This window comes from Paraciimarium castrense LEGE 11436 (assembly GCF_056633055.1).
The window spans coordinates 22,432-36,628 of the sequence record NZ_JBSJOW010000005.1 but is presented as its reverse complement, the minus strand read 5'-3'; the positions used below and the strand labels follow the sequence as shown (position 1 = coordinate 36,628).

The 14,197-nt window shown below is 65.0% G+C and carries 11 protein-coding genes and 1 riboswitch; of the genes, 3 read left to right on the top strand and 8 right to left on the bottom strand.

The window, feature by feature from the left end; all coding sequences use genetic code 11:
- Positions 1-6: 6 nt before the first annotated feature.
- Together feoB and ACWJIO_RS08710 are read right to left on the bottom strand one after the other, a co-directional pair.
- The gene (gene feoB, locus ACWJIO_RS08715) at positions 7-2,388 is read right to left on the bottom strand and encodes a Fe(2+) transporter permease subunit FeoB (protein ID WP_480312865.1); all 2,382 of its coding nucleotides are present in this window, start codon (positions 2,386-2,388) and stop codon (positions 7-9) included.
- The gene (locus ACWJIO_RS08710) at positions 2,381-3,001 is read right to left on the bottom strand and encodes a FeoA family protein (protein ID WP_480312863.1); all 621 of its coding nucleotides are present in this window, start codon (positions 2,999-3,001) and stop codon (positions 2,381-2,383) included. The genes feoB and ACWJIO_RS08710 overlap by 8 nt, the downstream gene beginning before the upstream one ends.
- Positions 3,002-3,442: 441 nt before the next feature.
- Between ACWJIO_RS08710 and ACWJIO_RS08705 the strand changes: the two genes are divergently transcribed.
- The 3 genes from ACWJIO_RS08705 (at position 3,443) to argS (ending at position 8,124) form a co-directional block, all read left to right on the top strand.
- A complete protein-coding gene (locus ACWJIO_RS08705; protein WP_480312861.1) occupies positions 3,443-4,147 on the top strand; it encodes a histidine phosphatase family protein in 705 nt (234 codons plus the stop codon).
- Between the two features lie 113 nt (positions 4,148-4,260).
- Positions 4,261-5,712: an iron uptake porin gene (locus ACWJIO_RS08700; RefSeq protein ID WP_480312859.1), complete on the top strand. Its 1,452-nt coding sequence runs from the start codon at positions 4,261-4,263 to the stop codon at positions 5,710-5,712.
- A 576-nt stretch (positions 5,713-6,288) separates the two neighbouring features.
- Positions 6,289-8,124, top strand: coding sequence for an arginine--tRNA ligase (argS, locus tag ACWJIO_RS08695; RefSeq protein WP_480312857.1), 1,836 nt, complete (start codon positions 6,289-6,291; stop codon positions 8,122-8,124).
- A 36-nt stretch (positions 8,125-8,160) separates the two neighbouring features.
- On the opposite strand, the gene ACWJIO_RS08690 is transcribed toward argS, so the two are convergent.
- From ACWJIO_RS08690 to ACWJIO_RS08665, 6 genes are all read right to left on the bottom strand, one after another.
- Positions 8,161-9,372, bottom strand: a complete 1,212-nt coding sequence (locus ACWJIO_RS08690) for a cation:proton antiporter (RefSeq protein WP_480312856.1) — start codon at positions 9,370-9,372, stop codon at positions 8,161-8,163.
- A 38-nt stretch (positions 9,373-9,410) separates the two neighbouring features.
- Entirely contained in the window at positions 9,411-10,328 is a 918-nt protein-coding gene (locus ACWJIO_RS08685) for a DUF6492 family protein (protein ID WP_480312854.1), read from the bottom strand.
- Between the two features lie 34 nt (positions 10,329-10,362).
- Entirely contained in the window at positions 10,363-11,751 is a 1,389-nt protein-coding gene (gene thiC / locus ACWJIO_RS08680) for a phosphomethylpyrimidine synthase ThiC (protein WP_480313168.1), read from the bottom strand.
- Between the two features lie 95 nt (positions 11,752-11,846).
- A riboswitch (TPP riboswitch) is annotated at positions 11,847-11,964 on the bottom strand.
- Between the two features lie 42 nt (positions 11,965-12,006).
- The gene (locus tag ACWJIO_RS08675) at positions 12,007-12,657 is read right to left on the bottom strand and encodes a HEAT repeat domain-containing protein (RefSeq protein WP_480312853.1); all 651 of its coding nucleotides are present in this window, start codon (positions 12,655-12,657) and stop codon (positions 12,007-12,009) included.
- Complete coding sequence (locus tag ACWJIO_RS08670) at positions 12,654-12,905, bottom strand: DUF3188 domain-containing protein (protein ID WP_480312851.1); 252 nt, start codon at positions 12,903-12,905, stop codon at positions 12,654-12,656. The genes ACWJIO_RS08675 and ACWJIO_RS08670 overlap by 4 nt, the downstream gene beginning before the upstream one ends.
- The gene (locus ACWJIO_RS08665) at positions 12,902-14,194 is read right to left on the bottom strand and encodes an amidohydrolase (protein ID WP_480312849.1); all 1,293 of its coding nucleotides are present in this window, start codon (positions 14,192-14,194) and stop codon (positions 12,902-12,904) included. The genes ACWJIO_RS08670 and ACWJIO_RS08665 overlap by 4 nt, the downstream gene beginning before the upstream one ends.
- Positions 14,195-14,197: the final 3 nt, after the last annotated feature.

The window sequence follows — 14,197 nt, the reverse complement described above, 5'->3', positions numbered from 1 at the left end:
TGGATCTCACAGGGCTTGGGCAGAGGCATCATTCAGCCGCTCGCGCTCCGGGGCCACGGCCCGGGGGCCGATGGCCTTCAAGCCGAGAATGGTGAGGGCAGCAGCCACCATGACGGCCAGAATCCAGCCCATGGACAGGCGCGGATGGCTGGCAAAGGTTCCCACCTGATAGAAGAGGGTGGATGCGGCGTAGGCCAGACCCGTGGTCCAGAGGCCGACAAAGGCTGTCCAGCCCCCGTTGGTTTCCCGGTAGACCGCACCCATGGCGGCCACACAGGGGAAGTAGAGCAGCACAAAGATCAGGTAGGCAAAAGCTCCGATCCTGCCGTTGAAGCGGGTGGCCATGGCGCCGAACGTTCCCACCCCAACCGCTTGCGCCTCGGCCGCTGCATCCACGTTGCTGACATCACCCACATTGATGCCCAGGGGGTCGAGCAGCATGGCGGGAACCTCCGACAAGTTTGCTGGAATGGTGGCCACCGCCTCGGCCAGGCCATCCCAGAAGCGGAAGTCGTCGTCGGCCTGGGGAGCGAGGCCTCGGGCTGCATCATCCTGGACCCCAAGCGTGGAATAGAGCGCATCAAGGGTTCCCACAACGGCCTCCTTGGCAAACACACCGGTGAAGATTCCCACCGTGGCCGGCCAGTTCTCCTGACGGATGCCAAGAGGGCTGAAAACAGGAGTGATTGATCGGCTGACACTGCTGAGCACAGATCGATCACTGTTGTCATTGGAAAAGCTGCCATCAACACCCACTGAACTGAGGATGCTGAGCACCATCACCATGATCACAATCACTTTTCCGGCCCGCATGATGAAGCTTTTCAACCGCTCCCAGGCTCGGATCAGCACCCCTTTGATGGTAGGCATGTGGTAGGCCGGCAACTCCATGACGAAATGGGATGCCTGGCCACGCAGGATGGTGGTTTTCAGGATCAGGCCGGTGAGTACGGCCATGGCAATGCCGATGAGGTAAAGACCAAACACCACGTTCTGACCGGATAAAGGGAAAAAGGCCGCAGCGAATAGGGCGTAGACCGGCAGTCGCGCCCCACAGGACATGAAGGGATTCATCATGATCGTGAGCAACCGATCGCGCCTGTTTTCAAGCGTACGGGTGGCCATGATGGCAGGCACATTACAGCCAAACCCAATCAGCATGGGTACAAATGATTTGCCTGGCAGGCCGATCACGCGCATGAAGCGATCCATCACGAAGGCCGCCCGGGCCATGTAGCCCGAATCCTCCAGAATGGCCAGAAAAAGGAACAGGATTCCAATGATGGGAATGAACGTGGCTACGGTCTGGATGCCGGCACCGACACCTCCGGCGAGGATCAGGATCAGCCATTCAGGCATCCGAGCCGCAGCCAGCAGGGCGCCGAATCCATCCACGAAGATGGTGCCCGCAGCAATGTCAAAGAAATCAATAAATGCTCCACCGATGTTGATCGTCACCAGAAAGAGTGCATACATCACCAGCAGGAAGATGGGGATCCCCAGCCAGCGGTTCAGCACCACCTGATCGATCCGGTCTGACACACTGCGGCTGACGAGACGGGTCTGCCGGGCAACGCCAGAGACCAGCTGCCGGATCCAGCCGTAGCGGCTGTCGGCGAAGACCACATCGATGTCGTCCTGGAGAACCTGGCGGATGCGGCGCCGATGGCTCGCCACCTGCTGGCTCAGCTCGCGCCGGCCGGTTAGCAGGGTCTCGCCCTGGGAACCGCCCTCCAGAAGCTTGAGGGCCAGCCAGCGGTGGTCCGGCGTGAGGCTGCCGGCGCCCACAGCGGCGCTCAGGCAGCCGAGCTGGGGCATCAGGGCGGCGATGGCATCCTCCACCACTGGCGGGTAGGCCACATAGGGCCGGGGTGGCGTCGGGCTCTGCAGCTCACGCTCCACGCCATGCAGGAGGCTCTCCACCCCAATGCCCTTCGCAGCCACAAGCGGAACGACCGGGGATCCCAGCCGCTCGGAGAGGGCGACGCTGTCGGTGGCGAAGCCCGCCTCTTCGGCCACATCAATCATGTTGAGGGCCACGATCATGGGGAGACGCATCTCCATGATCTGGGCAGTGAGATAGAGATTCCGCTCCAGATTCGAGGCATCAACAATATTAATGATCAGATTCACCTTGCCGGAGGTCAGATAATCCCTGGCCACCTTTTCATCGAGGCCTCCCTGGGAATCAGCCAGGTCAAGCGAGTAGATACCAGGCAGATCCACGAGCCGCACCGGCATGGAACCAACCTCGAGCAGGCCTTCCTTGCGCTCGACCGTGACTCCGGGCCAATTGCCAACCCTCTGATTGGTGCCAGTCAGCTCGTTGAACAGGGTTGTCTTGCCACAATTCGGATTGCCACAAAGGGCGATGATGGCTTCAGGCATGGCGTAACACCGTAACGATCAACATGTCAGCTTCATGCTTACGCAGCATGAGTGAGAATCCCCGCACTTTCAATTCCACCGGATCGCCCATCGGGGCATGGCGAGTGACTTCAAACTCGGTTCCAGGAGTGAGGCCCATGGCCAGAAGTTTCTGGCGGTAACTTCTCGAGCCCTGCCGATACCCCTGAACACGGCCGCGGCTGCCTGCGGGGAGGGTCTGCAGCTGCACCTGATCCACCGGGTGCGCTGAGCCGGGCTGCTGCGTGGCTCCCTGGGGTGACATGTCCATGGATGAAGCGAGCGATGGAATGGAGCTTGACGGCGCGTCCGGGGCGATCTGGATGGCTGAGCGGCGTACCCGGATGGCTCGGCTCATCGCCCCATCCAGGGCCAGGCGGGCATTGGCGACCGCCACCAGATGGGAGTCGCGGGCAGCGCGCATCACCACCCGCAGCGGGCAACCCCGATGCAGGCCCATGCTGATCAACCTGTCCCTGAGCTCTGCCTGGGCGCTCACCTCCACAACCCAGAGTGGTTCCTCCAGGCAAGCCTCAGCGAGCAGAAACGACGACGCATCGCAGCTGGATGGGTTGGCTGGATCGCCTGGTTTCACGTACGCCGCGGCGGAGCGCCAGAGCCCGGGCCAGGACCTCCACCACCGCAGGGCAGCCACACCTTTGCCGATATCTGGCCAGGTCAATGCAGACCTCTACTCCTGAACCACACACCTTGTTTAGCCATTTCGACTGCAGATGGCATCGGTCATGACACCCGTAAACGTATGAAATGTCACCCTGACCGATCAAGAGCGCACTCAGTGTGTCCAGCCTGTAATAATCAGCACTTGCAGGAGTGATGCACAAGCCATCGGCTTCTTCCTTGATCCCATAGGGTTCAGACGCGGATTGGCGCTCCTTAGCCTGTGCTCCACCGTCTAACATTTATCTGTGGATGGGTGATGAGATCTGACAAGCATGATTCCATTGAACAAGTTGCTTCTAGTTCCGTTCTAAAGAGGTTTTGCTTCATGTCCCGACTAGTCCTGTCTCTTGCCTTGGGCATCATCGGAGTGTCGGCTGCCCATCAGCCTGCATGGACTGCAGTGAGTGAATCTGAACGCGTCTCAACGCGCACAGGGGGCCAGACCATTGCCCCACTTCGCTTGGCTCAGGCGCTGTCCCCTGGTGAACAGGCCAACGCAGACTTTCAAGATCGAATTAGTGGCAAAGCGCTGCTATCAGCCCTGAAACAGGGAGGCTATGTCATCTATTTTCGTCACGCTCAAACCGTGAAAGACTATGCCGATCAAGCCGATCCCAACATGAGCCTGGGCGAGTGCTCGACCCAGCGTCAGTTGAGCCAGCAGGGCATTCAGGATGCCAGAGATATTGGTGCCGCCTTCACGACCAAGGGCATTCCCGTGAGCAGAGTGATCTCCAGCGAGTACTGTCGCTCCTGGCAGACGGCGAACCTGGCCTTTGGAGGGTATGACAAGAAGGATTCACGTCTGAATTTTCTTCCCTACGAGGAGTACACCGATGACTTGGTTGCTTTGATGAAGAAGAACGTCACTCCCTTACTGACTGAACTTCCAGAACGCGGCAGCAACACAGTGATTGTTGGCCATGACGACATTTTTGAATCTGCAACTGGCATCTATCCAGATCCCCAAGGCATCGCCTATGTGATCAAGCCGGATGGCCGAGGCGGATTCACTCTCGTGGCCAATGTACTGCCAGGGGAATGGGCGCAACTCTGAGCCTGACGACAGCCCGCTTGACCCAACCAGCCAGAAGGCCCACCGGCACAGACCACTGTGTTGAGAATGAGAATCGTTACTACGCTTACCTTTCCTTTTCGTGTGAGGAACCCATGCACCTGTTCCAGCAACTGCTGGTTGCCCCCGCAGCACTTGGACTGCTGGCCCCTGTGGCCGCCACGGCTGCCGAGCTCAACTTCGACGGCGTTGACCGGTACGCCTCCCAGGAGCAGGTGACCAGCATCTCCCAGTTCTCGGACGTGCAGCCCACGGACTGGGCCTACCAGGCTCTCTCCAACCTGGTTGAGCGCTACGGCTGCGTCGCCGGCTACCCCGACGGCACCTACCGCGGCCAGCGGGCCATGACCCGTTTTGAAGCCGCTGCGCTTCTGAACGCCTGTCTCGACCGCGTCACCGAGGTGACCGACGAGCTCAAGCGCCTGATGGCCGAGTTCGAGAAGGAGCTGGCCATCCTCAAGGGTCGCGTCGACGGCCTTGAGGCCAAGGTGGGTGAGCTGGAGGCCAGCCAGTTCTCCACCACCACCAAGCTCAGCGGTCAGGCCACCATGGTGCTGGGTGGCGCCGGGAACACCGGTTTTGGTGACAACATCACCGCCAACTACGACGTTCAGCTCAGCTTCGACACCAGCTTCTCCGGCAAGGACCTGCTGCGCACCACCCTGCGGGCAGGCAACTTCGGCAGCTCTGTGTTCGGCAACGGCAACACCGCCCTGGGCATCAGCTTCGGTGAGGAGGACTCCGCCGACTCCGTATTCATCGATCGTCTCTTCTATCAGTTCCCCATCGGTGAGAACTTCATCGCCACCGTGGGTGCCAACGTTGCCCAGGACGACATCGTGCTCTGGCCCACCGCTTATCCGGTGGACATGGGCCTCGACATCTTCAACTACGCCGGCGCCCAGGCCACCTACAACAAGACCCAGGGTGCCGGAGCCGGCCTGCAGTGGCAGAAGGAAGGATGGGCTTTTACCATGGCCTACGTGTCTGACATCGGTGCAGCCTCCGACTCAACCGTCGGCGCCGGGCGGGACTTTATCGTGACCGCGCAGGGGGGCTACATCGGAGAGAACTGGGGCGGTGCCATTGCCTATACCTACTCTGACTACGATCCGTTCGAGCTCTTCCCCACCAGCGCCAGCAATAACGTGGCCGTGAGCGGCTACTGGCAGCCGAAGGAAGCTGGCTGGGTACCTTCGATCAGCGCCGGTTTCGGCTGGTCGGACATCGACCGCCGCTCCAACGATGAGGCGTGGAGCTGGATGGTGGGCCTCACCTGGGATGACATGTTCATCAAGGGCAACAGCCTGGGCATGGCCTTGGGCAGTGTGGGAGTGGTGGATGGGGGCAAGTGCGGCACGGTGGGAACCTGCAGCAACAGCCTCTGGGTTGATGGGGGCGATGGGAATGACAACCTGGCCTACGAGCTCTGGTACAACTGGCAGGTCACGGACAACATCGCCGTGACTCCCGCCTTTTTCTACATCGAGAACACCGGCACGGATGACACCTTTGGTGGCATGTTGAAAACCACGTTCTCCTTCTAAGGCTGATTCAGCCCGTTTGATAACGATCTCTGGCGCCGAAGCTCTCTGGAGTTTCGGCGCTTTTTCAGCAAGGAGGCAACGCTGAAGCTCAGGCCTGGCCGCCACGCCGGTCTGCAACCTGCGGCATCGCCCGAGGCCTGAGGCCTGGGCTGCGCCCCAGCGGGATCTGCCCCGGCGTCACCGTTCCAGAGCAGGAACCAGCGCTGACCCCGGCGCCAACCACCTGGGGCACCGCTGCGTTGCAAGCGAGGCCGCTGATCGATTGGGGTCATGACGGGAGTGGTGCCGCAGCGTGGCCAGCGAAACGATGGGGATCGGGCAACAGATCACTCTCCAATCAGGCCGAAGCGCGGGCACACCAGCGGAAGCGAGTGCTGCTCCCCACCCCTAGCGCCATTCACCGCTGCGACCCAGGAAGAAAGCGTGAATCGGAGGTGACCCAGGGCAGCCGACGGCGTGCCCGATGTGACATGGCCCTGCAGCCCGGGGGCTGGGGGCACAGCGACGGAAGGCGGAGGGGGATGATCGGAGCCGGATTGTTGTTCCACCCCGGCACACCGGCCGCCCCTGCCACCCATGCTGCGCATCGTCCACGCCCTTGAAGCCCAGCTCACGGCGGCCCTGGAGCGGGCGTTTCCCGATCAGGCGGCGGCGGCGCAGCAGGACGGAGGTCGCCTGGATCCCCAGCTGGCGGCGGCCAGCAAGCCTGAATTCGGCGATTTCCAGGCCAATGGCGCCCTGGCCCTGGCCAAGCCGCTGCGCCAGGCGCCCCGCGCCATCGCCAGCGCACTCGTGGCTGAGCTCGGCACCGACCCCAGCTTCACGGAGCTCTGCCTGGAGCCCCAGATTGCCGGCCCGGGCTTCATCAACCTCACCCTGCGGCAGGAGCGGCTGGCGGCCGAGCTGGCGCAGCGGCTGGATGATCCGCGCCTGGGGGTGCCGAGCGTGCGGGAGCCCGGCGCCGAAGCGCCGGCGCCGGTGATCGTGGACTTCTCCAGCCCCAACATCGCCAAGGAGATGCACGTGGGGCACCTGCGCTCCACGATCATCGGCGACTCCCTGGCCCGGGTGCTGGAGTTTCGCGGCCATCCGGTGCTGCGGCTCAACCACGTGGGCGACTGGGGCACCCAGTTCGGCATGCTGATCACCCATCTCAAGCAGGTGGCGCCGGAGGCCCTCAGCACCGCCGACGCGGTGGACCTGGGCGATCTGGTGGCCTTCTACCGCCAGGCCAAGGCCCGCTTCGATGCCGATGACGCCTTCCAGGCCAGCTCCCGCGAGGAGGTGGTGAAGCTGCAGGGGGGCGATCCGGTGTCGCTGAAGGCCTGGGGGCTGCTGTGCGACCAGAGCCGCCGCGAGTTTCAGAAGCTCTACGACCGCCTCGCCATCGACCTGAGCGAGCGGGGTGAGTCGTTCTACAACCGCTATCTGGCGGCGGTGGTGGCCGATCTGGAGGCCTGTGGCCTGCTGGTGACCGACGACGGCGCCCGCTGCGTGTTCCTCGAAGGCGTGAGTGGAAAAGACGGCAAGCCCCTGCCGGTGATCGTGCAAAAGCGCGACGGCGGCTTCAACTACGCCACCACCGACCTGGCCGCGATCCGCTACCGCTTCGCGGCGCCGCCGGAGGGGGATGGGGCCCGGCGGGTGATCTACGTGACCGATGCGGGCCAGGCGGCCCACTTTGCGGGGGTGTTCCAGGTGGCCGAGAGGGCCGGCTGGATCCCGGCCGGGGCACGCCTGGAGCATGTGCCCTTCGGGCTGGTTCAGGGCGACGACGGCAAGAAGCTGAAGACCCGCGCCGGCGACACCGTGCGCCTGCGCGACCTGCTGGATGAGGCCGTGGAGCGGGCCGAGGCCGACCTGCGCCGAAGGCTCAGCGAGGAAGGCCGCAGCGAAGACGAGGCCTTCATCGAGCAGGTGGCCACCACCGTGGGCCTGGCGGCGGTGAAGTACGCCGATCTCAGCCAGAACCGCAGCACCAACTACCAGTTCAGCTTTGATCGCATGCTGGCGCTGCAGGGCAACACGGCCCCCTACCTGCTCTATTCCGTGGTGCGCATCGCCGGCATCGCCCGCAAGGGGGGCGATGGGGCGGCGGCCGGTTCCGAAGCTGCCGCGGTAGCGGCGGATGCCTCACTGATCTTCAGCGAACCGCAGGAATGGGCCCTGGTGCGGGAGCTGCTCAAGCTCGATGGCGTGATCGTGGAGGTGGAGGAGGAGCTGCTGCCCAACCGCCTGTGCAGTTACCTGTTCGAGCTCAGCCAGGTGTTCAACCGCTTCTACGACCAGGTGCCCGTTCTCAAGGCACCTGAGCCGGCCCGCGCCTCCCGCCTGGCCCTCTGCCAACTCACCGCCGCCACCCTGAAGCTGGGCATGGGGCTGCTGGGCATTCCCACCCTGGAGCGGATGTGAGCGCAAGGGGGGCGGCGCCGCAGAGGCCCGCTCAGCTCAGCCCGAGAACTCGACAGGACTGCCGGACGGTGCAGGCGCGATCTCCCCAAGCCCCCGCATCAGCGGCGTGATCGACAGCCCCTGCACGATCACCGAGAAGGCCACAACCGCAAAGGCCGTTGTCACCACGGCGTCGCGGTAGGGAAGGCTGGTGGGCAAGCCCAGGGCGAGCGCCAGGGCGAGGGCACCGCGCAGGCCGCCCCAGAAGAGCACGTGCTGGTGGTTGGCCTTCACCCGCAGCGGCGACGAACCGAACAGCACACAGCAGCCATAGGTGGAGAGGGCCCGGCCGGCCAGCACCAGGCCAATGGCGATGCCGATCGGCAGCAGCACCCGGGAGAAATTCTGGTGGGCCTCCAGCATTCCCATCAGCAGGAAGATCAGCGAATTCACCACGAAGGCGGCGTACTCCCAGAAGGATTCCACCGCTTCGCGGCCTTTGGGGGAGATGGCGCCCAGGGGCCCGAGGTTGCCCAGCATGATGCCGGCGGTGAGGGTGGCCAGCACCCCCGACACCTCCAGTTGCTCCGCCAGCAGAAAGGAGCCGTAGGCCGCCACCGTGGTGAAGGTGATCTCCACCAGGGGGTCCTCGGTGCGGCCGGCCAGGGCGAGCAGGGCCGCGGCCACGGCGGCTCCACAGGCCACCCCACCCACGATCGTGAGTGCCAGAAACTGGACGGTGCCCAGGGGCGTGATCGTGGCGCCGGTGGCGAAGGCGATCGCAATGGCGAAACCCACAGCGGCGGTGCTGTCGTTGAGCAGGCTCTCCGCCTCCACCAGCTCCCGCAGGCGGCCATGCACCCCGGCCTCCTTGAAGGTGGCGATCACCGACACCGGATCCGTGGCCGAGATCAGCACACCGAACAGCAGGGCCGCCTGCCAGCTCCAGTGGGCCAGGTAGTGCATGCCCAGGGTGGTGACGCCGGCGGACACCACCACCCCCAGGGTGGCCAGGGTGAGCACCACCGGCAGGTCCTTGCGCAGGGCGGGCCAGGCGATGCAGATCGCCGCCTCGAAGATCAGGGGCGGCAGGAAGGCATTGAAGATCAGCTCCCGCGTCAGGGCGATATCAGGAGCGAAGGGCAGCCAGGCCAGCAGGATGCCCCCCAGCACCAGACCTACGCTGTAGGGCAGGCGCCAGCGGCGGGCCAGCATGGCCACCACGGCCGCCACCAGCAGCAGAAGCTCAACTGTTTCGATTGTGAGCATGGGGAAGGTGAGGGCAGGGCGTGGGGGTGTGCGTCGATCTACCTGGCCAAGGCGAAGGCGGCTCGCCGCTGCTCCTTGCCCCGGTTGGTGAGCCGGCAGAACGCGAAGCTGGCCCTGGAGATCGCGCGTCTGGTCAACACGCCAAGCCTGGAGGTCCGATGCCTGGACTCAAAAGTGGCGTAGGCATGGCCTGAGCGCATCAGGCTGAACAGGGCGTAGGGATCTGGCGGGAAGCCAAATAGAACCGTGCCCATTCGCGTGGATTGAAGCTCCCGAACACAAAAGCTATGGGCAGACCTGAAAGCGAGGAAGTTCCCGTAGGTTTCATATTCACTAAACCCAGAGGCGCGAAGATGACCATCTTCGATGCAAGAAAAAAGGTAGTCAATCCAGGTCATGCCGGCAGGCGCGTTGGCAGACAACTCACTCAGAAGAAACTTCATCGTGACAGTATTGATCATAAAGTGTTCGGCTATAAACGAGAAATCAACCCGCTTATCGATCCCCAGAACACGCCGCAACACAGAGAAATAGGGTGGGTGGTGCTCCGTCCTGGGATTGATCAGCACCCTGCCGTCAGCATCAAAAAACTGAATGGGCTTCAGCATTACGGTATCGCTGTCCCAGATGAGGTAATGGTCCGCCATCTCCGGGAGACAGCTCACACCCATTTTCAGGAGCTGCTGGTAGTACCAACCAGCCCTCAGGTCAGATGACACGCGCCTGAGCAGAAGCTCCTTGATGGCATCAAGGCCGACACCATCAAGCAGAAGGCTCTCGTTCAACCATTGAATGCGGGAGTCGTGCTCCAACCTGGCGGCGATGCGCTGCCACGATTGAACTGCGGCGATGGCAAAGATAGTCCGTGCCCCGGAGAAGAGCAGCAACGACCTGATCGAGGTGACGGCGACATCAACGTGATGCTCTCCAATGCACAAGACCGCGTCAAAGATCATCGGACATCGTCGCCATCGCCAAGCCGCTCTGGCCTCAGACCCCCACTGGCTCCGCTGCAGCCGTTTCCTGGGCCTTCAGCACCTCCTCCAAGCCGACCAGATCCTCATCGGTGATCTTGGTCTGCATCGGGCAGTGCTTGGGTCCGCACATCGAGCAGAACTCGGCCTGCTTGTAGATGTCAGCCGGCAGGGTTTCGTCGTGGTATTCCTTGGCCCGCTCCGGGTCCAGGCTGAGCTCGAACTGTCTGTTCCAGTCGAAGGCATAGCGGGCGCGGCTGAGTTCGTCGTCGCGGTCGCGGGCTCCCGGGCGGTGGCGGGCGAGGTCGGCGGCGTGGGCGGCGATCTTGTAGGCGATCAGGCCCTCTCGCACGTCCTCGGCGTTGGGCAGGCCGAGGTGCTCCTTGGGGGTCACGTAGCAGAGCATGGCCGTGCCGTGCCAGCCGGCCAGGGCGGCACCGATGGCGCTGGTGATGTGGTCGTAGCCGGGGGCGATATCTGTGACGAGCGGGCCGAGCACGTAGAAGGGCGCCTCGCTGCACTCCTCCATCTGTTTTTTGACGTTGAACTCGATCTGGTCCATCGGCACATGGCCCGGACCCTCCACCATCACCTGGATGTCGTGCTCCCAGGCGCGGCGGGTGAGCTGACCCAGCGTCTTCAGTTCAGCCAGCTGGGCGGCATCGGAGGCGTCGTGCTGACAGCCGGGACGCAGCGAATCGCCCAGCGAGAAGCTGCAGTCGTAGCGCTTGAAAATCTCGATGATGTCATCGAAGCGGGTGAACAGCGGGTTCTGCTTGTGGTGGTAGAGCATCCACTGGGCCAGGATGCCGCCGCCGCGGCTCACGATGCCGGTGAGGCGACCCTTCACCAGCGGCAGGTGCTCGATCAGCAGGCCGGCATGGATCGTCTGGTAATCAACGCCCTGCTGGCAGTGCTTCTCGATGATGTGCAGGAAGTCGTCGGCGTCGAGCTTCTCGATCGAGCCGTGCACACTCTCCAGCGCCTGATACACAGGCACGGTGCCGATCGGCACGGTGGAGGCGTTGATGATCGCCGTGCGCACCTCATCGAGGTTGACACCGCCGGTGGAGAGATCCATCACCGTGTCGGCGCCGTATTTCACGGCCAGGCGCAGCTTGGCCACCTCCTCATCGAGGTCGGAGGCGTTGGGGGAGGCGCCGATGTTGGCGTTCACCTTGCAGCGGCTGGCGATGCCGATCGCCATCGGCTCCAGGTTGGGGTGGTTGATGTTGGCGGGGATGATCATCCGGCCCCGGGCCACCTCCTCCATCACCAGCGATTCAGGCAGGTTCTCCCGCTTGGCCACGAAGGCCATTTCCTCGGTGACCACGCCCTGGCGGGCGTAGTGCATCTGGGACACGTTGGCGTCGCCACGACGCTTCTCAATCCAGGCGCTGCGCATGATCGGCTCGGGAAGGGGGTGCAAACGGACCGGGGGCCAGGGGATGGGAAGGCACGACTCCGGATCCGAACACTCCCGGGACCAGGCGGACCACGGTTGGATTCGGCACACTTCCCTGCGCCGGCATGACCCGGATCAGGTTCGGAGGGTGTGATCTCAGCCCTGGCAACACCCGCCGGAAGTGGCGTGTGCGGGGCACCCCTAGTGACAGCAAAAAGCTAGCAAGGTTGCCCCGGCTGCGCCTTGCCGCGGCCCTCAGCCCTGGGCTGGATTGCCCTGCAGTCCGTTCAGTGCCGCTGCCACCACCCGGTGGTCGCCGTCCTGCTGCAGGCCGCTGAGCAGGGTTCTGGCCCGCTCAACCACGCCGGCATCAGCCGGGGCCGGGCTCTGCTGCGCCAGGCGGCCGAGGATCTCGGTGCCCCCCACCCGCACGGTGTCGTCGGCATCGGCCAGGGCCAGTTCCGCCAGTTCGAGCAGATCCGCCGCCCGCGCCTCGGGGTGCTCCGCCACGGCCGAGAGCACGCTGCAGCGCAGCAGCCACTGGGTGTCGGCCCGGAAGGCCTCGAGCACCACGGGCCAGGCCCGCTCCAGCCCGTAGCTCACCAGGGCATTGGCCGCCTCGGCGCGCACGTTGGCGTCCTCGTCGTGGTGCACGGCCTGCACCAGGGCCTCCCAGCCGGCCTCGGTCTGCTTCACCCCCAGGCCGGCGCAGCTCAGGGAGCGCACGATGAAGGCCGACTGCTCCAGCCCCCGCAGCAGCAGCGGCACCGCCTGCTCATCCGGCACCTCCCGCAGCCCCACCAGGGCCGGCATGGAACGGGAGGGATCACCGGAGAGGATGGCCTCCTCCAGCGCCGGAAGGTCGGCGGGCTGGTTCTGGGGGCGGGGGTCGGAAGCTTCGCTCATGGCTCCAGCCTGGCGGATGGCCGGCCCTGGCGCAGGGCCGCCAGCAACGAGCGGCGCCGCCTGCGGCGGCTGTGAAGACTGGTGCCGAGCAGCGCCGTGCCGATCACCAGCGCCGGCACCGCCTGCCAGCGGTCGGGGCCGCGGCGCTGGGCCAGCACCACCAGGGCCACCACCAGCAGCAGCGGGGCCGAGAGGGCCAGCATGGTGTGCAGCAGCGGGCGCTGGCGGGTTGCAACGGGGGGACTCATCGGGGCCGCTCCATCCAGCGCAGCAGGCTCAGGGTGAGCACCCGCACGCCCACCGCCAGGGCGCCCTCATCGGGGGCGAAGGTGTTGCTGTGCAGGGGGGCGCAGCCGTCGGGCCCCGCCACCCCGAGGCGGAACATCGTGCCGCGGATGCCGTCGAGCAGCTCGGCGAAGTCCTCCGCCCCCAGAGACGGCTGATCCAGCCACTGCACCTGCTGGCTGCCCAGCACCTCACAGCCGGCCTCCGCCACCAGCTGGGTGAGGGCCGCATCGTTCTGCACGGGCGGCGAGATGCAGCGGTAGCGCACCCGGGCCTCACCGCCATGGCCCCGGCACAGGGCGTGGACCGTCTCCTCGATCCAGGCAGGCAGCTGGGCGTGCACGTCGTTGTCGAGGCAGCGCACCGTGCCCAGCAGGCGCACGTGGTCAGCGATCACATTGAAGGCCTTGCCCCCCTCGATCCGGCCGAAGCTCACCACAACCGGATGCAGGGCATCGAGCCGCCGCGAGATCGCCTCCTGCAGCCCACTCACCACCCTGGCCGCGATCCAGATGGCATCGGTGCTCTGGTGGGGCCGGGCGCCGTGGCCCCCCTCCCCCAGCACCTCCACCTCCAGCTCGCCCGCCGCCGCCGTGAGGCTGCCGCTGCGCACGCCGATCATGCCCACCGGAATGCTCGGAAAGGCATGCAGGCCGAACAGGGCCGCCACGTTCTGCACGGCCCCGTCGGCCTTCATCCAGGCCGCTCCCTGGGCGGTTTCCTCAGCGGGCTGGAACAACAGCCTCACCCGGTGACGCAGCAGCTGGGGCTGCCGTTGGGCCACCGCACTGAGCAGGCGGGCCACCCCCAGGCCCACGCTGGTGTGGAGGTCATGGGCACAGGCGTGCATCAGGCCCTGCGTGGTGGAGGCGTAGTCGAGCCCGGTGCGCTCCTCCACCGGCAGGGCATCCATGTCCACCCGCAGGGCCACGACGCAGGAAGCGGTGGAATCGGAGGGATCGGCGCCCGGGCCAGCCCCAGCCGGCCCCAGCTCGGCCAGCACGCCGGTGCGGCCCACCCCCTCGCGCACCTGCCAGCCCCAGCGGCGCAGCTCCCCGGCCACCAGCGCCGCCGTCTGCTGCTCGTGGCCACTGAGTTCAGGGTGGCGATGCAGGTGGCGGCGCAGCTGGATCAGCTCCGGCAGCACGGCCTGCAGCTCCGCCTCCAGGCCCAGGCACTGCCAGCTGAAGCCGGCACCGGAGCCGCCGGCCTGGCCAGAGGTCGCCGCAAGAGGAGTGGGGCTGGTGGGCATCAG